The sequence below is a fragment of the Aldersonia kunmingensis genome (assembly GCF_001646865.1).
Lineage (GTDB): Bacteria > Actinomycetota > Actinomycetes > Mycobacteriales > Mycobacteriaceae > Aldersonia > Aldersonia kunmingensis.
On record NZ_LRRB01000081.1, the window covers coordinates 38,205 to 59,460 of the forward strand.

20 protein-coding genes are annotated in these 21,256 nt (G+C 67.8%); 14 read left to right on the forward strand and 6 right to left on the reverse strand.

Annotated features, from left to right (window positions below):
• Positions 1–112: 112 nt before the first annotated feature.
• The 6 genes from A8G08_RS27395 (at position 113) to A8G08_RS06095 (ending at position 7,090) form a co-directional block, all read left to right on the forward strand.
• On the forward strand, positions 113–1,075 hold the full coding sequence (locus A8G08_RS27395) for a lytic transglycosylase domain-containing protein (protein WP_068271521.1): 963 nt from the start codon (positions 113–115) through the stop codon (positions 1,073–1,075).
• A 60-nt stretch (positions 1,076–1,135) separates the two neighbouring features.
• Positions 1,136–2,272 (forward strand): Mrp/NBP35 family ATP-binding protein, encoded by a 1,137-nt coding sequence (locus A8G08_RS06075; protein ID WP_068271524.1) that lies wholly within the window; start codon positions 1,136–1,138, stop codon positions 2,270–2,272.
• 104 nt (positions 2,273–2,376) lie between these two features.
• Positions 2,377–3,183, forward strand: coding sequence for an SDR family NAD(P)-dependent oxidoreductase (locus A8G08_RS06080; protein WP_068271526.1), 807 nt, complete (start codon positions 2,377–2,379; stop codon positions 3,181–3,183).
• On the forward strand, positions 3,180–4,139 hold the full coding sequence (locus A8G08_RS06085; protein ID WP_068271527.1) for a DMT family transporter: 960 nt from the start codon (positions 3,180–3,182) through the stop codon (positions 4,137–4,139). The genes A8G08_RS06080 and A8G08_RS06085 overlap by 4 nt, the downstream gene beginning before the upstream one ends.
• Before the next feature lie 38 nt (positions 4,140–4,177).
• Entirely contained in the window at positions 4,178–4,930 is a 753-nt protein-coding gene (locus tag A8G08_RS06090) for a VC0807 family protein (protein WP_222844240.1), read from the forward strand.
• Positions 4,931–5,005: 75 nt separating this feature from the next.
• The gene (locus tag A8G08_RS06095) at positions 5,006–7,090 is read left to right on the forward strand and encodes a bifunctional phosphatase PAP2/O-acyltransferase family protein (RefSeq protein ID WP_068271529.1); all 2,085 of its coding nucleotides are present in this window, start codon (positions 5,006–5,008) and stop codon (positions 7,088–7,090) included.
• Here the strand turns inward: A8G08_RS06095 and A8G08_RS06100 are convergent.
• Positions 7,006–8,151 carry a PucR family transcriptional regulator gene (locus A8G08_RS06100; protein ID WP_222844241.1) on the reverse strand — a complete coding sequence of 382 codons (1,146 nt, stop codon included), beginning with the start codon at positions 8,149–8,151 and terminating at the stop codon, positions 7,006–7,008. The two genes, A8G08_RS06095 and A8G08_RS06100, sit on opposite strands and share 85 nt — an antisense overlap.
• A gap of 227 nt (positions 8,152–8,378) precedes the next feature.
• On the opposite strand from A8G08_RS06100, the gene hpnC reads away from it, so the two are divergent.
• The 7 genes from hpnC to hpnH are packed head-to-tail and all read left to right on the forward strand — an operon-like array spanning position 8,379 to position 16,928.
• The gene (gene hpnC, locus A8G08_RS06105; RefSeq protein ID WP_068271611.1) at positions 8,379–9,242 is read left to right on the forward strand and encodes a squalene synthase HpnC; all 864 of its coding nucleotides are present in this window, start codon (positions 8,379–8,381) and stop codon (positions 9,240–9,242) included.
• The gene (gene hpnD, locus A8G08_RS06110) at positions 9,239–10,105 is read left to right on the forward strand and encodes a presqualene diphosphate synthase HpnD (RefSeq protein WP_068271531.1); all 867 of its coding nucleotides are present in this window, start codon (positions 9,239–9,241) and stop codon (positions 10,103–10,105) included. The genes hpnC and hpnD overlap by 4 nt, the downstream gene beginning before the upstream one ends.
• Positions 10,102–11,463: a hydroxysqualene dehydroxylase HpnE gene (gene hpnE, locus A8G08_RS06115; protein ID WP_068271533.1), complete on the forward strand. Its 1,362-nt coding sequence runs from the start codon at positions 10,102–10,104 to the stop codon at positions 11,461–11,463. The genes hpnD and hpnE overlap by 4 nt, the downstream gene beginning before the upstream one ends.
• Entirely contained in the window at positions 11,460–12,479 is a 1,020-nt protein-coding gene (locus A8G08_RS06120) for a polyprenyl synthetase family protein (protein ID WP_068271536.1), read from the forward strand. Before hpnE ends, A8G08_RS06120 begins: the two co-directional genes overlap by 4 nt.
• A complete protein-coding gene (gene shc / locus A8G08_RS06125) occupies positions 12,480–14,450 on the forward strand; it encodes a squalene--hopene cyclase (protein WP_068271538.1) in 1,971 nt (656 codons plus the stop codon).
• Positions 14,447–15,922: a 4-hydroxy-3-methylbut-2-enyl diphosphate reductase gene (gene ispH, locus A8G08_RS06130; protein ID WP_068271541.1), complete on the forward strand. Its 1,476-nt coding sequence runs from the start codon at positions 14,447–14,449 to the stop codon at positions 15,920–15,922. The genes shc and ispH overlap by 4 nt, the downstream gene beginning before the upstream one ends.
• Before the next feature lies 1 nt (position 15,923).
• Positions 15,924–16,928: an adenosyl-hopene transferase HpnH gene (hpnH, locus tag A8G08_RS06135; protein ID WP_068271544.1), complete on the forward strand. Its 1,005-nt coding sequence runs from the start codon at positions 15,924–15,926 to the stop codon at positions 16,926–16,928.
• 27 nt (positions 16,929–16,955) lie between these two features.
• On the opposite strand, the gene A8G08_RS06140 is transcribed toward hpnH, so the two are convergent.
• The 5 genes from A8G08_RS06140 to sigE form a co-directional block, all read right to left on the reverse strand.
• Entirely contained in the window at positions 16,956–17,150 is a 195-nt protein-coding gene (locus A8G08_RS06140; protein ID WP_068271547.1) for a hypothetical protein, read from the reverse strand.
• 84 nt (positions 17,151–17,234) lie between these two features.
• Positions 17,235–17,627, reverse strand: coding sequence for a Sec-independent protein translocase protein TatB (gene tatB, locus A8G08_RS06145; protein WP_068271548.1), 393 nt, complete (start codon positions 17,625–17,627; stop codon positions 17,235–17,237).
• A gap of 31 nt (positions 17,628–17,658) precedes the next feature.
• Complete coding sequence (locus tag A8G08_RS06150) at positions 17,659–19,191, reverse strand: S1C family serine protease (protein WP_068271549.1); 1,533 nt, start codon at positions 19,189–19,191, stop codon at positions 17,659–17,661.
• Positions 19,192–19,201: 10 nt separating this feature from the next.
• Complete coding sequence (locus A8G08_RS06155; RefSeq protein ID WP_068271613.1) at positions 19,202–19,561, reverse strand: hypothetical protein; 360 nt, start codon at positions 19,559–19,561, stop codon at positions 19,202–19,204.
• 28 nt (positions 19,562–19,589) lie between these two features.
• Positions 19,590–20,165, reverse strand: coding sequence for an RNA polymerase sigma factor SigE (gene sigE, locus A8G08_RS06160; RefSeq protein WP_245672695.1), 576 nt, complete (start codon positions 20,163–20,165; stop codon positions 19,590–19,592).
• Positions 20,166–20,558: 393 nt separating this feature from the next.
• Between sigE and A8G08_RS06165 the strand changes: the two genes are divergently transcribed.
• Positions 20,559–21,212: an O-methyltransferase gene (locus A8G08_RS06165; RefSeq protein WP_068271551.1), complete on the forward strand. Its 654-nt coding sequence runs from the start codon at positions 20,559–20,561 to the stop codon at positions 21,210–21,212.
• Positions 21,213–21,256 lie beyond the last annotated feature (44 nt).

Here is a 21,256-nt window from a genome sequence, read left to right on the forward strand (position 1 = left end):
CTTCCGGACCGGCAAAAATCGGTCACGAGGGGGTAACGGAAATATCTCGAATCATGTACCGTCGGTTCCGATCTGAAATCGGGACGTCCCCTCGGGGCGACGGGAGGTTTTGGTGGGGCGCCACCGGACGAAGTCGAACAATGTCGGTCGGCACCACACCATCATCGCGCTCTCCGCGCTCGTACCCGGCGGGCTGATCGCAGCAGCCACTTCGGCGCACGCCAACGGGGCACATCTGGGGCCGTACCCCTCGCGAGACCACATCTCGGTCGATGCGGCCGCCTCCCCGCCACCGGACACCATCCCACTCGAACGCGTCTACCCGGACTTGAACGCGACACCGCCGCCGGCGGACACGGCCCCGGCGCCGGTCCCGAGCGTCGCAGGCACCCACCCGCTCATCAAGGCGCGGATAACTGCCCCACCAGCCGGTTCGGCGGTACCCGCGCCGCCGCCTCCCGCCGTAGCTCCGCCACCTCCGCCGATGCCGGCCGAACCGCAGTTGCCGACGAGTCTCGCGGCCGGTCGACTCGGCGTGCCCGCAATCAACCTCGCCGCCTACAAGAATGCCGCGCACCTCCTCGCCGAGCAGGAACCCAACTGCGCAATCCCGTGGACGCTGATCGCCGGAATCGGGCGGGTCGAGTCCACGCACGCCAATGACGGCAAGGCGGACCCCGACGGCACACTCGACCCGCCGATCTACGGACCGGTGCTCGACGGCAGCCTGTGGGGCAACAACGTCATCCACGACACCGATGGCGGCGCACTCGACGGGATCGCCAGGTACGACCGCGCGGTCGGCCCGATGCAGTTCCTGCCCGAGACGTGGCACCGCTACGGCGCGGACGGCAACGGGGACGGCAAGGTGGACCCGCAGAACCTGTTCGACGCCGCACTCACCACTGGTCGCTACCTGTGCTCCGGCGGCCTGGACATGCGCGACCTGTCCCAGCAGACACGAGCGATCCTGCGCTACAACAACTCCATGGCCTACGTCACGAACGTGATGGCCTGGTCCACCGGCTACCACACCGGCATCGCGCCGACACTCGAGGAGCTGCCCCGCATCTGATCGCGGCGTGGGTCGGACCAGGGCAAATTCGTACCGGCGGCACTCCGTAGGATCGTAGGCATGCCAGTCATTACGGAATCCGACGTTCGTGCTGCCCTCTCTCGGGTGAACGACCCGGAGATCCGCAAGCCGATAACCGAGCTCGGCATGATCAAGAGCATCCGCGTCGGCGATGATGCCAGCGTCGATGTCGAGGTCTACCTGACCACCGCGGGTTGCCCGATGCGCACCGAGATCACCGACCGGGTCACCAAGGCAGTTGCCGACGTGCCCGGCGCCGGCCAGGTGCGCGTGGAGCTCGATGTAATGAACGACGAGCAGCGCACCGAACTTCGTAAGTCGCTGCGCGGCGACTCCGCCGAGCCGGTGATTCCGTTCGCCCAGCCGGGATCGTTGACGCGCGTGTACGCCGTCGCGTCCGGTAAGGGCGGCGTCGGCAAGTCAAGCGTGACAGTCAATCTCGCTGCTGCCATGGCAGCCCGCGGCCTGTCGGTCGGCCTGCTCGACGCCGATATCTACGGCCACTCCATTCCCCGCATGCTCGGCACCGATGCCCGCCCGACCCAGGTCGAGCGGATGATCATGCCCCCGGTCGGGCACGACGTGAAGATGATTTCGATCGCGCAGTTCACCCAAGGCAATACCCCGGTGGTGTGGCGCGGCCCGATGCTGCACCGCGCGCTGCAGCAGTTCCTCGCCGACGTGTTCTGGGGCGACCTCGATGTGCTGCTGCTCGACCTCCCGCCCGGTACCGGCGACGTCGCCATCTCGGTCGCCCAGTTGATCCCGAACGCCGAGATCCTCGTCGTCACCACCCCGCAGCAGGCTGCGGCGGAGGTTGCCGAGCGGGCCGGCGCGATCGCGCTGCAGACGCGGCAGCGCGTGGTCGGCGTGGTGGAGAACATGTCCTGGCTCGAACTGCCCGACGGCACCCGAATGGACGTGTTCCAGTCCGGCGGCGGCCAGGCCGTCTCCGAGCGGCTCAGTCTCGCGGTCGGCGCAGACGTTCCACTCCTCGGGCAGATCCCGCTCGATCCGGCGGTCGCGAAGGCCGGTGACGACGGTGTGCCGATCGTGCTCGGGATGCCCGAGTCCCCCGCCGCGAAGGCGCTCCAGGCGATCTCCGAGAAGCTCGCGGTGCGTTCGCGCGGTCTCGCGGGCATGTCGCTGTCGATCGACACCACCCGCAACCTTTAGGGCGTTCTCAGCGCACAACCGACCTCTCTCGGGCCCCGCCGCTAGGCTTGGAACGATCAACGGCACATTCCGCTGAGGCGATTCGCCGACCGCGAGGAGACACCGTGCAGCTCGACGACAAGGTGGTACTTGTCACGGGCGCGTCGGCGGGAATCGGGCGCGCCATCGCGGCCCGGGCCGGCGCTGCGGGCGCGCGCGTGCTCGTGCACGGCCGAGACGAGGAGCGCACCCGTCTGGTTGCCGCCGAAGTCGACGGATTTCCCCTGGTCGCAGACCTGTCTGTGGGAGCCGAGCGGGCCCGGCTCTGCGACGAGGCGCTCGAGCAGTTCGGTCGCGTCGACGTGCTGGTCAACAATGCGGGCGTCGGCTGGGCCGGACCGCTGACCGAGATGACGGTCGCGCAGTTGCGCGCCGTGATCGAGGTGGACCTGCTGGCCGCCCTGGAACTCACGCATGAACTGCTTCCCCCGATGGTGAACCGGGGCGAGGGCGCGATCTGCTTCGTTTCCTCGATCGCCGGGCGCACCGGCGTCGCGGGCGAGGCGGTGTACTCGGCCGCGAAGGCCGGCGTCGACATGTTCGCCGAAAGCCTGCGCGCCGAGACCGCCGGCACCGGTGTCGGCGTGAGTGTGGTGGTCCCTGGAGCGGTGAGCACCGGATTCTTCGAGACCCGCGGCCGGCCGTACACGCGAAGCCGGCCGCGTCCGGTGCCGCCCGAGGACGTGGCGAATGCGGTGCTGACGACCATCACGCGCGGGCGCGCCGAGGCGTGGGTGCCCGGTTGGCTGCGGATCGCGCCGGCCGTGCGGGTGCTCGCGCCCGGCGCCTACCGCCAGTTGAGCACGCGCTTCGGTGAGCAGGTCCGCGTCAGTCCCGAGCCGAACCACACGTCCCACGAGGGCGCGTCATGATCCTGGTCCTCATCCTCGGACTGCTGGCGTCGTTCCTGTTCGCCCTCGCCGCGTGGTTCCAGCAGCGCGCGGCACGCGCGACGGTCGCGCCGGACATAACGACGGGCGCCGACATCCCCCGTGCGACCAGCCTCATCAAGGTGCTGCTGCGCAGCCGCACCTGGCTGACCGGCTGGGCGACCAACCTCGGCGGCTTCCTCACCCAGGCAATTGCGCTGCATTTCGGATCGGTGGCCGTAGTGCAGCCGCTGATGTCGACGCAGCTCCTGTTCGCGCTGCCGCTGTCCGCGGCCGAACAGCGCCGCTGGCCGACGCGGCGCGACTGGTGCGCGGCAATTCTGGTGGTCGGTGGTCTGGTGCTGCTGCTCACCGCCGACGATGCCGCGCCGCTGTCCGGCGACCCCCGGCGCTCACGGGTCCTGCTGGCAATCGTGAGCGCGGTCGGGCTCATCGCGATCCTGCTCGCGGTGAGCCGCCGGGCATCGCTGCGGACGGCCAGCATGCTGATCGCGGTGGGCGCGGGGGTTTGTTTCGCGCTGAGCGCGGTATTCATGAAGATGACCGTTGACAACCTGGTACACGTCGGGATACCGGGAACCGCCGTGGACTGGCCCGGCTACGCGCTCGCCGGTTCGACGTTGGCGGGGCTGCTCCTCGAACAGCAGGCGTTCGCCAGCGGAACACTGCCCTCCGCGGTCGCCGCAATGAGCGTCACCAATCCAGTGGTCAGTCTCACAATCGGGCTGATGGCATTCGAGGTTCCAGCGCCCACAACGCCGGGCACTCTGGCCGCCATCGCGGGTGCGGGAGTGCTTATCGCCGTGGGCATCACGGGCCTCGCGAACTCGCCCAGCGTGCAGGCGATGTATGGCTCGGGCGCGGCCGCCACGCCGTCCGGACGGGTACCCCCGCAGGGCATAACCAGGGCGAATGCACCAGCCACGCCGAAAAGCTAGGGGCGACTTTGACGAACATGCATGGCATATTGGCCCATATGCCAATCGACGCTGATGCTGCCGATTCGGCCCTTCTCGGTCCCACTGCTGGCGTTGCTACGGCCCAACCGGATCGCTTTACGGGCTCTACGACGGACACGCAGGAACACGACCACCACCACTTGATCGTCGAGCTCGGAAAGCTCCGGCCCACGCTGCTGCGCGGACTGCGCCTGTTGTTGGAGACGGTCGTTATCCCGACGATGCTGCTCTACGCGTGCACCCTCACCGTCGGTTCCTTCTGGGGTTTGATCGCCGTGCTCGCCTGGTGTGCGTTCACCGTCGGCGTCCGGTTCATCGCCCGGGCCCGCGTGCCCGGCACCCTGCTACTCGCGGTCGGGATGATCGTCGGCCGCACCACCATCTCGCTGGCGTTCTCGAGCGTCTACGTCTACCTGTTCCAGCCGATCATCGGCTCGCTGTTCATGGCGGCACTGTTCCTCGGTAGCGCGGCGATCGGCCGCCCGGTGACGATGCGGCTCGCGCAGGACTTCGTCGCATTGCCGAACCGGTTGTTCCACGACAAGCGGGTCCGCCGGATGTTCACCGAGGTCGCCCTGATCTGGGGTGCGTCACGGCTGATCGATGCCAGCCTCGGTTACAGCATGCTGCAGTTCGGCGGCGTCGACGCCGGCCTGCTCTCCCGCGGGACGTTCAGCGCACTGCTGACGGTCACCGCCGTCGCGGCGTGCGCAGCGTGGGGCTGGAACAAGCTCCGCCGCATGCCGGGCGTGACGTTCCGGATGGCATGACACTTTAAGCACGCTGTACGGCGCTCCGAGGGCTTCGCACTTGCGGGCACGCCCGGGTGTGTTATTACCGAGGGTGTGACCGTCGCCTTCGACGCACCACCCTCACGGCCCAATCCGGTTCGGGAAGTCGCCGCCGGACTCGCGGTGTTCGGCTTCTATCTGGTCGTCGATTTTCTCGGCGGCCCCGACCGCCAAGCGACGGCTGACCACAATGCCGAGCAGCTGATCGATCTCGAGCGCTGGCTGCACATCGACAACGAGCGCGCGCTCAACGACTGGCTGCATCCGCACGAGACACTCACCACCCTGGCGAACTACGAGTACGCCATCACCTACGTCATCAGCGCGTTCGCGCTGCTGGGCTGGCTGTACTGGCGCGACCCGATCGACTATCGCCGGGCGCGCAGTTCGTTCATCGTGCTCAACCTGCTCGCCATCACGTGCTTCGCGTTCTATCCCGTCACCCCACCCCGGCTGCTGCCCGAACTCGGCTACACCGACACGGTCCTGCAGGGCGGCACTATCGGCTCGTGGGGTACGCCGCTGGTGGGCAACGCCAATCAGTTGGCGGCGATGCCGTCGCTGCATATCGCATGGGCCTTGTGGGTCAGCGTTGTGCTCGCCCGCCTCGCCCGCGGACGGTTCGTGCAGGGCGTCAGCGGCATACACGTCGCTGTCACCCTGTTCGTCATCATCGCGACGGCGAACCACTACTGGGTGGACGCGCTCGCCGCGGTGCCCTTCATCTGTGTCAGCGTCGTGGTGGTGGACTGGCATCGCACCCGCACCACCCGCGCCAAAGTGCCCGCCTCCGACGCATTCTTCCTCCATGTCGAGAGCGATCAGGCGCCGCAGCACGTCGGCGGCATGGTCGTCCTGGATACGTCCGCCCCTGGAGTGCCGAGCCTCGACGAGGTTCGTGCGCTCATCCACGACGAACTCGGGAACCTGCCCCGGTTCCGGCAGCGCATCGTGCCGCCCACCAGGTGGCGCCGGGCGCGCTGGGTCGACACGGACCACGTCGACTGGGAGTGGCATGTGTGCGAACGCATCGCGCGCCCGCCCGACGGCGTGACGGACGGCGGTGTCGACGCCGCAGCGGCGGCGCAGAGTCTCGCCATCGCCGATCTCGCCGCCGAGCGGCTGCCGCTCGACCGGCCGCCGTGGCGGATGGTGCTGATCCGCGAGATCACTCCCGGCCGAACCGGCCTAGCGTTCCTGGTGCACCACAGCGTGGCCGACGGGATCGGCACCGTCGTGCAGGCGCTCAACCTGCTTCGCCCGCGCTACGACTTGCCGGAGTCCGACCGGCCGCCGCTGAGCCGCACACGCAAGGCGGCGGCAATCGGCGCTGGTCTCGCGCAGCTCGCCACGGATGGCTCTCCGGCGGATCGGCTGCAAATAGCCTCTCCAGCAAGAGAATTCGCAACCGCCCGACTGCCGATGTCGATGGCCCGTGCCGTTGCGCACGCGAACGGCGCCCGAGTGACCGATCTCGTGCTCGCGCTCGTTGCCACCGCGATCGTGCGGACGAATCCCCATTTCGCCTTGGCCGCCGGCGGGCGCCTACGGGTATCGGTGCCGATCATGCTGCGCGAACCGGGTGCCGCCGCCGAGGGCAATGTGACCGCGGCCGTCATGATCGATGTGCCGCTCGGCGACCTAAGCACCGCTGAACGATTGGCGGAGATTCGCAGCCGCAGCGACCGGTTGCGCACACCGACGCGGGCGCTCGCGTCGCGCTTCGTGATGAGTTCGGCACTCGGCCTGTTCCCTGTTCCCGCGCAACGCTGGTTCGCGCGAACCGTCTACGGCCCGGCCATCTTCCAGTCGATCGTGTCGAATATGCCGGGTCCGGACGTCCAGATGAGCTTCTGCGATGTCCCGATCGAATACGTGGTGCCGATCCTGCCGTTGGCCCCCGGCGTCCCCGTCGCCGTCGGGGCACTGAGCTGGAACGGCTACCTCGGTCTCGGCATCGCCACCGATCCCGCAGGGGTGCATGCGCGCCCGTTGGCCGACGAAATCGCCCGCGCGCTGGACGAACTCGCCGCCGGGCACCCCGTGGTGCCCGCTCAGTCCTCCTCGGCGCTGCCCCACTCGAGTGCAAGCAACATCTGGGCGCGTGCCCGCGGCGAATCGAGCGCCCCTCCGAAGTAGTTGCGCAGCTGCGCCATTCGATAGCGAACGGTCTGCGGATGCACGTACAACTCCTCGGCGACCGCGGATCGGTCACCCATATGCCGCAGCCAGGCTGCGAGCGTCTCTGTCAGCCGCTCGCGCGTCGCCGGTGCGAGGTCGGCGAGCGGCGCGAGCACCTGCCGCCGCAGCGCATTGATCGGCCGCGGGTCCCTGTGCACGATCAGCGTGTCGAGGTGTTCGGTGACGAAGAGCGGGTCGCCTGCGAGGAGCCCGCGCCGCTGCAGGTCCATTGCGATCTGCGGCAGTCGCATGCTTGCGGGAAGCAGATCGAGCGGAACCGATGGTCCGACAATGGCATTCGCGCCACGGAGCGCCGTCTCCGCGCGGTCGCGACGGGCGCGACCGATCGGGCCGGGCACGATCGCGCCGTACAGCGTGGGTGTTCGCACCGGGAGGCACTGGGAGTCGAGGCGATCCACCACCGCGCGAGCCGTCGCCTCGGCCGGGTCGACGAGCACGACGCAGGCCTGCTCGGGTAGCTCCCATCTGGCCCGCTCGGCCGCACTGCCGACAGCGACGCTGTCCGACCGGTCGGACAGCAGCAGATCCGAGAGCTCGCGTCGGAATCGCTCGCGCTCGGCGACGGCCTCGGACTGTTCGAGCACGTAGCCGTTCGCGGACGCTGAGGACAGCTGATCGACGAAGACGAAGACCGCCTCGGCGAGTGCGGCGAGCACCTCGGAGGACAGGTGCATCTCGAGGGCGATCATCGAGACCTGCCGCCACGCCGCGCGGGCTCCGACCTGGTACGCGCTCAACAGGGAGGTGAGGTCGCGGCCGTGCATCCACTGCAGGCGGCCGATCTGCTCGAACACCAACTGCACGGTCGGCTCGGTGTTGAGCGGTTCCGGTTCGCGGTGCTCGAGTCCGCGCAGGGCCATCTCGATGAGTCGGTGCACGAACAACCCCGCGGCCTCGGCAACATCGAGGCCGTTCTCGTCGAGGAACTCCGCATAGTCCGGCCAGTCCATCCGGAGTAGGTCACCGACCTGATCGAGCAACCCCGGCAAGCGAGCCACGAGCGACCGCTCCAGGCGTTCGAGGTCTGGAGCACTCCGCAATACGGAGCCTTCGGGGTGCTCCGCAGGCTGCGTACCCGAGTTTTCCATTTGTCAGAAATAGCACGATTTGGGACGGCGTGTCGGCTTTGTTTTATCACCGCATGACAAAAATGCGTTCCAAGAACTACGCGGAGCAGTGCAGATTTAGCCCCTGACGGCGGGAAACAATGATCAACATGTGCGCGATGCACTTCGCATCGGAATCGGATTCGATGCACGCCAAAGAGAGCGCGGAGAATTTTCCGGTCGCCCTCCGGTTGTTGCCCGCCGGTATTCGCAATGATCTGCACGCGCTCTATTCGGTCGCCCGAACCATCGATGATCTCGGTGACGAGGCGCCCGGAAATCGGGTCGCCGCACTCACCGAGTTCCGCGACGACATGCGCCTCATCTGGGCCGGCGAGACACCCTTCAACCCGGTGCTCCGCGCACTCGTGCCGACCGTCCGGGCACACAATCTCCACCCAGAACCGTTCGAGCGACTGGTCGAGGCCAACCTCGTCGATCAGCGCGTCACCCGCTACGGGACCTACGAGGATCTGATCGGGTACTGCCATTTCTCCGCCGACCCGATCGGCCACCTGGTGCTGGCGGTCTTTGACGCGGCCTCCCCCGCACGCATCGAGCTGTCGGATCGGGTCTGCCGCGCGCTGCAACTGCTCGAGCACTGGCAGGACGTGGCCGAGGACCGCGCCGCCGGACGGGTGTATCTCCCGCTCGAGGACCTCGAACGATTCGACGTCGCGGAGTCCGAATTGGACCGGCCGTTCGCGAGCGCGGCCCTGCGCCAGCTGATGCGTTTCGAAATCGAGCGGGCTGCCGCGCTATTGGAGTCCGGCGCTGCACTGGTCGGGCACCTGCGCGGCTGGGCAAGGGTCGCCGTCGCCGGCTATGTGGCCGGCGGCCGGGCCACCGCGCACGCGTTGCGCCGTTCGAACGGTGATGTGCTCGCCGCCAAAACCAGCCCCAGCCGGGGCCGCACTGCCGCGAGCGCGGCCCGACTGTTGATCGCACCACCGCGATCGAAGAGTGAAAGGGGCGGTGTTTGACCACACTCGACGACGCCTACTCGGCGTGCGCACACATCACCCGCACCGAGGCGAAGAACTTCTACTACGGAATCCGCCTGCTACCAGCGCCGAAACGCTCGGCGCTGTGTGCCGTGTACGCCCTTGCCCGGCGCATCGACGATATTGGCGACGGCGACCTGCCCACCGCACAGAAGGTCGCCGAACTGGCCAAGATCCGCAAGTTGCTCGAAGAAATCGACAGCGCCGGCGATCCGGTGTTGCTGGCCGTTGCCGACGCGGCACGCCGATTCCCGGTGCCGCTCGGTGCCTTCGAGGAATTGATCGACGGCGTGCAGATGGATCTCGACGCGGTTCACTACGCCGATTTCCCCGCGCTCGTGGTCTATTGCCGTCGCGTGGCCGGCTCGGTTGGCCGGTTGTGCCTGTCCATCTTCGGTACCGAGGAAGGACACATCGACCCACGCACCTCGACGTACGCCGATCAACTCGGCATCGCGCTGCAGCAGACCAACATCCTGCGCGACGTGCGTGAGGACCTGCTGAACGGGCGGATCTATCTGCCCCAGGACGATCTCGACCGGTTCGGGGTGGTGTTGCGGGTCGACGAATCCGGCGAACTCGCCGACCCCGAGGCCCGGCTTGCGGCCCTGCTGCGGGATTCCGCGGCCCGCGCCGAGGACTGGTACGCGCTGGGGATGCGCCTTGTGCCGTACCTCGATCGGCGCAGCGCCGCGTGTTGCCTGGCCATGGCCGGTATCTACCGGCACTTGCTCAACCGGATCGAGGAGGACCCCACGAGCATCTACCGCTCACGCATGTCGTTGTCGGGCGGAGAAAAGGCGCGGGTCGCGGCCGCGGCGCTGCTGAGGGCGGCGCGATGACAATAGCTCGGGGGGCGCGCTCGCATGAGCATCGCGTTGCTGTCATCGGCGGCGGACTTGCCGGCATCACCGCTGCGCTGGACTGCGCCGACGCAGGTTCGGCCGTAACGCTTTTCGAATCGCGTTCATTCCTAGGCGGACTCACGTTCTCCTTCCGCCGAGGCGATCTCTGGGTGGACAACGGGCAGCACGTCTTCCTGCGCTGTTGCACGAGCTACCTTGCGCTGCTCGAACGGCTCGGGGTCACCGACAAGACGGTGTTGCAACCGCGCCTGGACATACCGGTGCGTAGTCCGGCCACCGCGGGTCGGCTGCACCGCAACGGTTTTCCTGCCCCGCTGCATCTCTCCGGCTCGCTGCTTCGCTATCCGTGGCTGTCGCACGCCGAGCGGGTACGGTTCGCCCGCGCGGCGCTTGCCCTGAAGAACGTCAATCGCGCCGACCCACGCACGGACGAGCAGAGCTTCGGCGACTGGCTGCGCGCGCACCGACAGAGCGAGCGCGCTATTGCGACGCTGTGGGATCTGGTCGGAATAGCGACGCTCAATGCGCGGGCTGACGATGCCTCACTGTCTCTGGCGGCGACCGTCTTTCAAATCGGCATGCTCAACGCCAACTCGACGGGCGACATCGGCTGGGCCAGCGTGCCATTGCAGGAGCTGCACGGCGATGCCGCGATGACCGCGCTCGACCGGGCCGGTGCACGGGTCCGGCTGCGCGCCAAGGTAACCGGGCTGCGGGCCAGCGGTGCCGGCTGGACGGTTACGACGGACTGCGGCGCGGATGGCTTCGATGCCGTCGTCCTCGCCGTCCCACCCTCGGTCGCCGAACAACTCGCGCCTGCGGCGCTGCGGCCGGGACTGGCGGACGAACTCGGCAGCGCGCCGATCGTGAATGTGCATGTGGTGGTGGACCGTCAGGTGCTCGACGCGCCGTTCCTCGCCGGCGTGGACAGCCCGGTGCAGTGGGTTTTCGACCGCACCGAACAGTCCGGTCTCACACGCGGACAGTATCTGGCGATCTCGCTCTCCGCCGCCGACGACGTCATCGACGTGCCGACGGCCGACCTACGGGACCGGTTCCTCCCCGCACTACGAGACCTGCTGCCGCGGTTGCGTGAGGCCAACGAAATGGACTTCTTCGTCACACGCGAGCGCGCCGCCACGTTCCGCCCGGTGCCCGGTAGTGCCCATCATCGGCCCGGACCGGTGACCGCGAGCCATGGTCTGTTTCTCGCCGGCGCATGGACCGACACCGGCTGGCCCGCAACGATGGAGGGTGCGGTGCGCAGCGGCGCCGCCGCGGCCTCCGCCGTCCTCGACAGTTCCCGAATCCGGGCAACGAAGGAGGTTGCGTGACCGCAACACTGAATGGACTGGGCTACGGTCGGGACCTCATCGATGCGGCGCTGCGCAACGCGGTAGCCCGGCTCGACCCGGACACCGGGCTAGTCGTCTCATACCACCTCGGCTGGTGCGATCCGCAGGGCAATCCGCTGACCGGTAACGGCGGCAAGGCAATTCGGCCCATCATGACGTTGCTCGCTGCCCGTGCCTGCGGGGCCGCCGACACCGCCGCACTGCCCGGTGCGGTCGCCGTTGAGCTGGTGCACAACTTCTCACTGGTGCACGACGACCTGATGGACCGCGACCGCGAACGCCGCCATCGCGCGACGGTGTGGGCGGTGTGGGGTGACGCGACCGCGGTCCTGGCCGGGGACATGATGCTGTCGCTCGCGCATGACGTCCTGCTCGAGAGCGACTCACCGCACGCGGCACCAGCGGGCAGAGTGATCGCCGCCGCGACGCGCGATCTCATCCGCGGGCAGGCCCAAGACATTGCGTTCGAGCGGCGCAACGACGTTGGCCTACAGGAGTGCCTCGACATGGCGTTCGGCAAGACGGGCGCACTACTCGGGGCGAGCTCGGCGGTGGGCGCGGTCCTGGCAGGAGCGGACGAGCCGACGGTCGCAGCGATGTCGGATTACGGCCGCCACGTTGGGCTGGCATTCCAACTCGTCGACGATGTGCTCGGCATCTGGGGCGAGCCCGAGATCACGGGAAAGCCGGTCTATTCCGATCTGCGTTCACACAAGAAGTCGTTGCCGATCACGTGGACGCTGGAACAAGACGACACAACGGCGAGTGAGCTACGCGAATGGCTTGCAGCCGAACCGGATTCGATGGTGACCGAGTCCGAACTCCGCTCTGTCGCCACACTGATCGACCACAGCGGTGCGCGCGACTGGACACTCGCCGAGGCCCGCCGCCGCGTCGAACTCGCCCAGCGCGCCCTGGACAGCATCGACCTGCTCACCACGCCCCGCGCAGCGCTGTGCGATCTCGCGCAATACATCGTCGACCGGGAGGCATGAATGACGCAGACCGCCGATCGCACCGACACCTCCGCTTCGGCTGCACAGGTCTCGCTCGATGCCAACGCGCGGGCCGCGCTCGACACCGCGGTAGGACTGCTCCGCTCGCAGCAGCACGAGAACGGTTGGTGGAAGGGCGCGCTCGACACGAATGTCACGATGGATGCCGAGGACCTGCTGATGCGCGCGTTCCTCGGTATCTCCTCCCCCGAGGTCACAATTCCCGCGGCGCGCTGGATTCGGTCCCAGCAGCGCGCGGACGGCACCTGGGCCACCTTCCACCATGGGCCCGGCGACCTGTCCACCACGATCGAGGCGTGGGTGGCGCTGCGGCTGGCCGGTGACGAGCCCGACGACCCGCATATGCAGGCGGCGGCCGAGTTCGTGCGGGCTCAGGGCGGTATCGAGGCAAGCCGGGTGTTCACCCGAATCTGGTTGGCGCTGTTCGGCCTCTGGTCCTGGGACGACTGCCCGAATATGCCGCCCGAGATCATGTTCCTGCCGTCCTGGGCACCGTTGAATATCTACGACTGGGGCTGCTGGGCGCGCCAGACCATCGTCCCGCTCACCATCGTCGGCACGCTGCGTCCGGTCCGGCCGTTGCGCACCGCCACTGGTGACCCGATCGGTATCGACGAATTACATACTGGGGCAATCTCTCCTGAGCCGCGACTGTTCTCGGCGAAGGGTGCGTTCGCCCGGCTCGACTCCGTGCTGCACACCTACGCCCGCCGTCCGATCGGGCCGGTCCGCCGGCTCGCGATGCGGCAGGCCACCGAATGGATCCTGGCCCGCCAGGAGGCCGACGGCGGCTGGGGCGGCATCCAGCCGCCATGGGTGTACTCGCTCCTCGCCCTGAACCTGATGGGCTACCCGATCGACCACCCGGCGATGAAGGCCGGACTCGACGGCCTCGACACCTTCGTGCTGCACGGACAGACCCCGGAGGGACCCACCCGGCGGCTGGAAGCCTGCCAGTCGCCGGTGTGGGACACCGCCCTCGCGCTCGCGGCCCTGCTGGATGCCGGTGCGCCATCGGATGATCCGGCCGTACTGCGCGCCGCGAACTGGCTGCTCGACGAGCAGGTCACCGGTGCGGGCGGCGACTGGCAGGTGCGCCGGCCCGATCTCCCGCTCGGCGGTTGGGCATTCGAGTTCGCCAACGACAACTACCCCGACACCGACGACTCCGCGGAGATCATCCTGAGCCTGCGCCGGGTCGCGCACCCGGAACCCGGCAGGCTCACCGACGCGCTGGACCGCGCGGTGGAGTGGACCGCGGGTATGCAGTCGCGTGACGGCGGCTGGGGCGCGTTCGATGCCGACAACACAAGCACCGTGCCGACCATGCTGCCGTTCTGCGATTTCGGCGCGGTGATCGATCCGCCCTCGGCCGACGTCACCGCCCACGTCGTGGAGATGCTCGCCCGCGAAGGCGATCGACATACCGAGCGGGTACAGCGCGGGGTGCGCTGGCTGCTCGACAATCAAGAGCCGGACGGTTCGTGGTTCGGCCGGTGGGGGGCCAACTACATCTACGGGACCGGCGCGGCGGTGCCCGCGCTCATCGAGGCAGGCGTTGATCCTGGATCGTCGGCCATCCGATCGGCGGTGCGCTGGCTGACCGAACACCAGAATCCTGATGGCGGCTGGGGCGAGGATCTGCGCTCGTATCGCGACCGGGACAAATGGGCGGGTCGCGGCGAGTCGACGCCCTCGCAGACCGGCTGGGCACTGATCGCACTGCTCGCTGCGGGCTGCGGGTCGGCGGCGTTCCGCACCGACAGCGACTCATCCGCGGTGCGGGCCGGCGTCGAGTACCTGGTTGTGACGCAACGTATCGATGGCGGCTGGGACGAGGACTATTTCACCGGCACCGGATTTCCCGGTGACTTCTACATCAACTACCACATGTATCGGCTGGTCTTTCCGATCTGGGCGCTCGGCCGATACCTGAGGGGCCGACCATGACGGCCCACACGCCGGCCACGGTCTGCACCCCGCTACGCAGCGAATACGCGGCGCTGCGCGGCAGGGTCGCGGTGCCGGTGCACAGGACCGGCCGCGGGCCAGAACGGCCACTGCCCGCGGCCGGCCCGGTGCTTATCGCCGGGGTAGCCGGTGCGCTGGACACCAACCTGCGTCCCGGCGATGTCATCGTCGCCAGCGAATTGCGCACCCCGACGAGCACTCTCACCAGCCCGGCGGCAGTGCTGCTCGCGAACGAACTGCGCCGACTCGGACTGCCCACCCATTTCGGCCCACTGCTCTCGACGGATCGGGTGGTGGACGGAAAGGCGCGCACCGCAGCAGCCGCAACCGGCGCCCTCGCTGTCGACACCGAGTCCGCCTTCCTCGCCGCGCAGGCACCGCCCGGTCAGGCCGTCGCGCTGCGCACCATCGTGGACACACCCGTTGCCCCGCTGTTGCGGCCGGGAACCCCATGGCGCGGGTACTCCGCGCTGCGGGCGCTGCGGACTGCGGCACCGGCGATCGATGCCTGGGCCGCGGCCACCGGCGCGCGCGAACTGCTGTTGGCCGGTCCGCGCTCGTTCTGCGCCGGGGTGGAACGAGCCGTCGAGATCGTCGAGCGCGCGCTGGCCCAGTACTCGGTGCCGGTCTATGTGCGACGACAGATCGTGCACAACCGCCACGTCATCGACGACCTGCGCAGCCGGGGTGCGGTCTTCGTCGAAGAGGTCGAGCAGATTCCGGAGGGCTCGGTCGCGGTCCTCGCCGCGCACGGCGTGGCGCCTGCCGTGCGCCGCGCGGCCGCGGCACGTTCACTGCGCGTCATAGATGCGACGTGCCCGCTGGTTGCGAAGGTGCACTCCGAGGTGCGCCGCTTCGCTGCAAAAGGCAACACCGTGCTGTTGATCGGCCACGACGACCACGAGGAAGTTGTCGGCACCCGCGGCGAGGCACAGGACAACGTGATTGTTGTGCCCGATCCGGCTGCCGCGGAGCAGGTTTCGGTACCCGATCCCGAGAGGGTTTCCTACGTCATGCAGACCACCCTGGCCGTGGACGAGGCTGAGGGGATCGCCGCAGTGCTGCGCGAGCGGTTCCCCGCGGTGGAGCGGCCGGCCAGCGACGACATCTGCTACGCCACCACCAACCGGCAGCGGGCCGTCCGCGTCGTCGCGGAACAGTCCGATCTCGTCCTGGTGGTCGGCTCGCAGAACTCGTCGAACTCGCACCGGCTCGCCGAGGTCGCCGGCCGGACCGGAATCCCCGCACACCTGATCGACGATGCGTCCGAAGTCGAGCTGTCCTGGCTCGCCAGTGCTCGTCGAGTCGGGATCACCGCCGGGGCCTCCGCGCCACCGCAATTGGTCAGCGAGCTCATCACGTGCCTGTCCGGGCTCGGCACCACCACGACTCGTGAAGTCACCGTCGTCAACGAGGACATCCAATTCACACTCCCGAGAGAGGTGAGCTGATATGGCCATGCCCCTGCACCTGTCGCTGCGGCTCGGCGGCTACCTGTTCAAGCAGAAGCTGTTGCGCCGGGAGAAGTTCCCGATCCTCGTCGAACTCGAACCACTCTTCGCGTGCAACCTCGCCTGTGCGGGTTGCGGCAAGATCGCGCATCCCGCCGCAATTCTCAAGCAGCGCATGCCGGTCGAGCAGGCGGTGAACGCGGTGGTGGAGACCGGTGCACCGATGGTGTCGATTGCCGGCGGAGAACCGTTGATGCACAAGCAGATCGACGAGATCGTGCAGCAGCTGCTGGACAAGCACAAGATCGTCTTCCTGTGCACGAACGCGGTGCTGCTGCCCAAGCACCTGCACCGGTTCAAGCCACATCGCAACTTCGCCTGGATCGTGCATATCGATGGGCTGCGCGAGCGCCACGACGCATCGGTGTGCAAGGAGGGCGTGTTCGATCAGGCGATCGCGGCGATCAAACAGGCCCAGGCCGCCGGCTTCCGGGTGATGACCAATACGACGTTCTTCGATACGGACACCCCGCAGGACGTCATCGATGTGCTCGACTACCTCAACGACGAGCTCGGCGTCGACAACATGCAGATCTCACCCGGGTACGCGTATGAGCGCGCACCTGATCAGGAGCACTGGCTGGGCCCCGCCCAGACCAAGGCGCTGTTCGCAAAGGCGTTCTCGGACGGCCGGCGCAAGAAGTGGCGACTCAACCACTCCCCCATATTCCTCGACTTCCTCGAGGGCAAGGTGGACCTGGACTGCACGGCCTGGGCGATTCCGTCGTACTCGATCAAGGGCTGGCAGCGGCCGTGCTACCTGCTCGACGACGGCTACGTCGAGACCTACAAGGAGCTGTTGGAGTCGACCGATTGGGACGCGTTCGGCCGCGGCAAGGATGAGCGCTGCGCGAACTGCATGGCGCACTGCGGCTACGAGCCGACCGCGGTGGTCGCCACGCTCGGGTCGCTGCGAGAGACGATCCGCGCCGCTGTCGGCTCCTGAGCCGCCGTCGATACGGTCGGCTCCTGATCAGTCGGGAGCTTCGTCGCCGCTGTCGACCGGTGGCATCTGCTTGCGCTCACCGGCGTGACCAGGCACGTCGTCGTCCTCGCGTTCGTCCTCGACACGTTGCTCGAGGTTGTCGAGCAGCTTGTCGAGGTTGCTCGGGTCGGAGTAGTAGACCGGCTCGCCGCGGCGGCCACTCCTTCGGCTCGAATCAGTCATGGTCCCTTAGTACCCGAAACCGGCGCGACACACGCGGGCATGCCCGATTGGTCGTATCTTGCCGCGATCCGCGGAATCGACGCGTCAGGTGGCGTCGGGATCGATCGGCGGGGCCTCGTTCGCCTTCAGCGGCTTCTGCCGCCGGGCAGGCTGCTGAGGTGCGCCGGCCTGCTCCGCGGCCTTGTCGAAATTGCCGGTGAAGAGCGAATCGTCGCCGTCGAGGAGATGCTTGGTGATCGCCGAGCGCGGTGTCATGCCACGCATCTTGTTGAGCTCCGACAGCGGCTGACGCAGTTCATCGAAGTCCGTGCCTAGCTCATCCTTCAGCTGGGCGGTCGCGCCGCTGGCGTAATCACGTACCTGGCGCAGGGAACGCGAGGTCCACTGCACAGCCCCGGGCAGCCGTTCCGGGCCCAGGATCACGAGGGCGGCGACGAGCAAGACAACCATCTCGCCCCAGCCGATATTGCCGAACACCCAGCCAGGATACCTGCGCTCGTTTGGATGCCTAGTCCGATGTCAGCGTGACCTGCACTTCGACCGGACGGCCATCGCGAATCAGAGTGACGGGAACGGTGTCCCCGATCTGCTGCGACTGTACTGCGACGACGAGTTCGTCCGAGCTGGTGACGTCACGGTCGCCGACCTTCACGATCACGTCGCCCTCGACGATGCCGGCCTGCTGCGCGGGGCTGCCTGCCCGCACGTTCGCCACCTCGGCGCCGCTCGTGGCTTCGTTGACCACCGAGCGGGAGTTGATGCCCATCTCGGGATGGTGCATCTCGCCGTCCTTGATGAGCGACTGCGCCACCTTGGCCACCACGTCGGCCGGGATCGCGAAGCCAAGACCCACCGAGCCGCCGCTCTCGCTACGGATCGCGCTGTTGATGCCGATCACGTGCCCGTCGAAATCGACGAGCGGCCCGCCGGAGTTGCCGGGGTTGATCGCGGCGTCTGTCTGCACGGCGTCGATCACCGCATCGGTGTCGGTGCCCTCGCCGGACAGTCGCACCGGACGGTTGAGCGCACTGACGATGCCGGAGGTGACGGTCTTGCTCAGGCCGAGCGGGGAGCCCACCGCGACCACATCCTGGCCGACCTGGATGTCTTCGGACTTGCCCAACTGGGCGACGGTGAGGTTGTCCACGTCGACCTTCACCACCGCGAGGTCGGTCTTGATGTCGCGGCCCACGATCTGCCCCGGCACCTTGCTGCCGTCGGAGAACACGACCTGCAGCGTCGCGGCCTCGGGGTCGCTCGCGGCCATCGAGATCACGTGGTTGTTGGTGACGATGTAGCCCTGCCCGTCGATCACGACACCCGATCCAGTGGACGCGTTGTCGCCGAGCGTCGACTGGATCGAAACGACCGCGGGCAGCACCGCCTCGGCCACCGCCGCGACCGTGCTGCGCGGACTCTCACCCTCGTCGACCTGTTCGAGCGCGACATTGCGCGAAGTCAGGTCCTGACCGGTTTCGGCGGTGAGACGGCCGACCAGGCCACCGACGATTCCGATGAGCAGGGCGATCGCGGCCAGTACGACCAGGGCCTTGGGCTTTACGCGGGAGCCGAAAAGCACCTCGCGCACAGCAAGTTTGTGCGCGGGCGTGGTGTGCGCGCTGCGCGTTTCGGTGAGCGCGGGCGGGCCGAGGCGCGCACCCGCAGCGGGATCGCGCCAGGGATCCTCCGGCGTCGGCTCCGCTTCCCGGTCCTGATCGGCGTCGGGGTCGCGCTGGATGGTGTCGGACTCACCCTCGGGCCGGCCGAATGCTTCGGCGAGCACCGGATCCGGGCGGGCGATCGTCACCTCTGGTGACGGTGAAATCCGCTGCCCGGCAGCGGAGAACGGGCCCTCTTCCCCAGCCGGTCGGCCGAACGCGTTCGCGGTTCGCGTGTCGACCTTCGGCCGGTAGACCGGGCGTGGCCCGAGAACCGGGGCGTCCGGGGGACGCAGCGCACTGGGGCGCGTCGCATCGTCGGGGGTCGGAGAAGCCGCATCCCGGTCGCCCGATGAGGGCGACCCGCTCGAATCCGAGGTCACTCGGCCGACTCTACTTGCGCCAGCGCAGGGTCCAACGCCTGCTCCCGGCGCCGAATTGCGTGTCGGGCGAGCAGCCCGGGTATTCGCCAAGCGGAATCTGGCTCAGGGTACCGAGCAGCGAGCTGGGCATGGTGATGTCACCGGCGCAATGCCGCAGCATGCGGCGGGCGTTCAGCTGAGCCTCCACCTCGGCGGCGCACTCCGGGCACAGCGAGAGATGCTGCGATGCACGCATGTACGCGCCCATCCGGAGTTCCCCGTCGACGTAGGAAGCGATCGCTTCGCTGGCCAGGTGCTCGGTGGAACCGAACCGACGGTGATCACGAGGGTCGAATGGAGAAGCCGACCCGCCGAACTCGCCGTGGGTCATCGATTCCTCCTTCGTTGTCATCCTCGCGCTACGCGCTCGTTGCTCGTACTGCCGTGTCCTCGCTGTGCTCGGACAAATACTCACGTATCGCTTGTCGGCCGCGGTGGATCCGACTCCGCACAGTACCGAGCTTCACACCCAGTGTGGCACCGATCTCCTCGTAGGAGAGTCCTTCGATGTCACACAGGACGACCGCGGCGCGAAACTCCGGCGCCAGCGAGTCGAGCGCGGACTGCAGATCCGGGGCCAGACGCGCGTCGTGATAGGCCTGCTCGGGGCTCGGCCCGTCCGACGGAACCCGGTCGTAGTCCTCAGGCAGCGCCTCCATCCGGATGCGATTACGCCGGCGGACCATGTCCAGGAACAGGTTGGTCGTAATGCGGTGCAGCCAGCCCTCGAACGTGCCGGGCTGGTAGTTCTGCAGCGACCTGAAAACCCTGATGAAGGTGTCCTGGGTCAGGTCTTCGGCGTCTTGGGCGTTGCCGGACAGCCGGTAGGCCAGGCGGTACACACGATCTCCGTGCTCGCGCACAAGCTCTTCCCAGGATGGCATCCCAGCCTTGCCGTCGGTCGCGTCGAACGCGGCCATTCCGGACAATGGCATCACGCCATCGGGATCGATATCGCCGCCGAATTCGGCGGACGGCACAACTTCGATCATGCCCGCACGCACAGCGTTCTCGGGCAGGTCAACGGATTCGCGCACAACATCGACCATGTGGATGGTGCCTACCTCCTCGTCAGGATCGCGCGTCGCCTTGCAAGACATCGCATCAACAGAGAACTACCTGAACACCCGGTTTGTTCCCGTTTTCCGCATCGCCTATGCGTCGATTTCGCGTTCGACCACCTCCTGTGTAGGCATCACTCTCTCCGTTGCGCCTGAGGGATGGCCTAGGAGAAACCTGAGGTGCCGCTGAGAATATTTGCCGCGACCAGGGAAATCCTTCGTCGTGCCTGCCCGACCTGCGCCGACGGGAGCGATAGCCTCGGCATCGTGGCCACGAACGCGGAGAAGACTCTGAGCTACGTCGAGGAGTCGGTGATCGAGGACGACGTCCTGATCGCGGCGCGCGAACGCGCCGAGGATCTCGGCGCCGAACCCGTGTCACCGGCGGTCGGTGCGGTATTGAGCATGTTCGCGCAGTTGCTCGATGCGAAAACTGTGGTTGAGGTCGGCACGGGAGCTGGAATCAGTGGGTTGTGGCTGCTCGACGGCATGCGCGAGGACGGCACCCTCACGACGATCGACGCCGAACCCGAGCACCAGCGGGCCGCGAAGGAAGCTTTCAAGGCCGGCGGCATCCCCGCCACCCGCACCCGCCTGATCAACGGCCGTGCCCTCGACGTCCTCCCCCGGCTCGCCGACGGCTCCTACGACCTGGTCTTCATTGACGCCACCCCGACCGACCACCCGCTCTACGTCCAGCAGGCCGTGCGCCTGCTGCGCCCGGGCGGGCTGATCGTGTTCCACAACGCCCTGCTCTCCGGCAAGGTGCCGGATTCCTCGGAGCGCGAAGCGGCGACGGTCGCGGTGCGCGCGGCGACGCGGGCGATTGCCGAGGACGAGCAGTTGACCAAGGTGATCGTGCCGCTGGGCGACGGACTGCTTTGCGCCGTGCGAGACGGGGATTCCGGCCCGAACACCTAGCGCCTCCTCGCGGTGGACAACCTTGCCACTCGCTGAACGCGCGT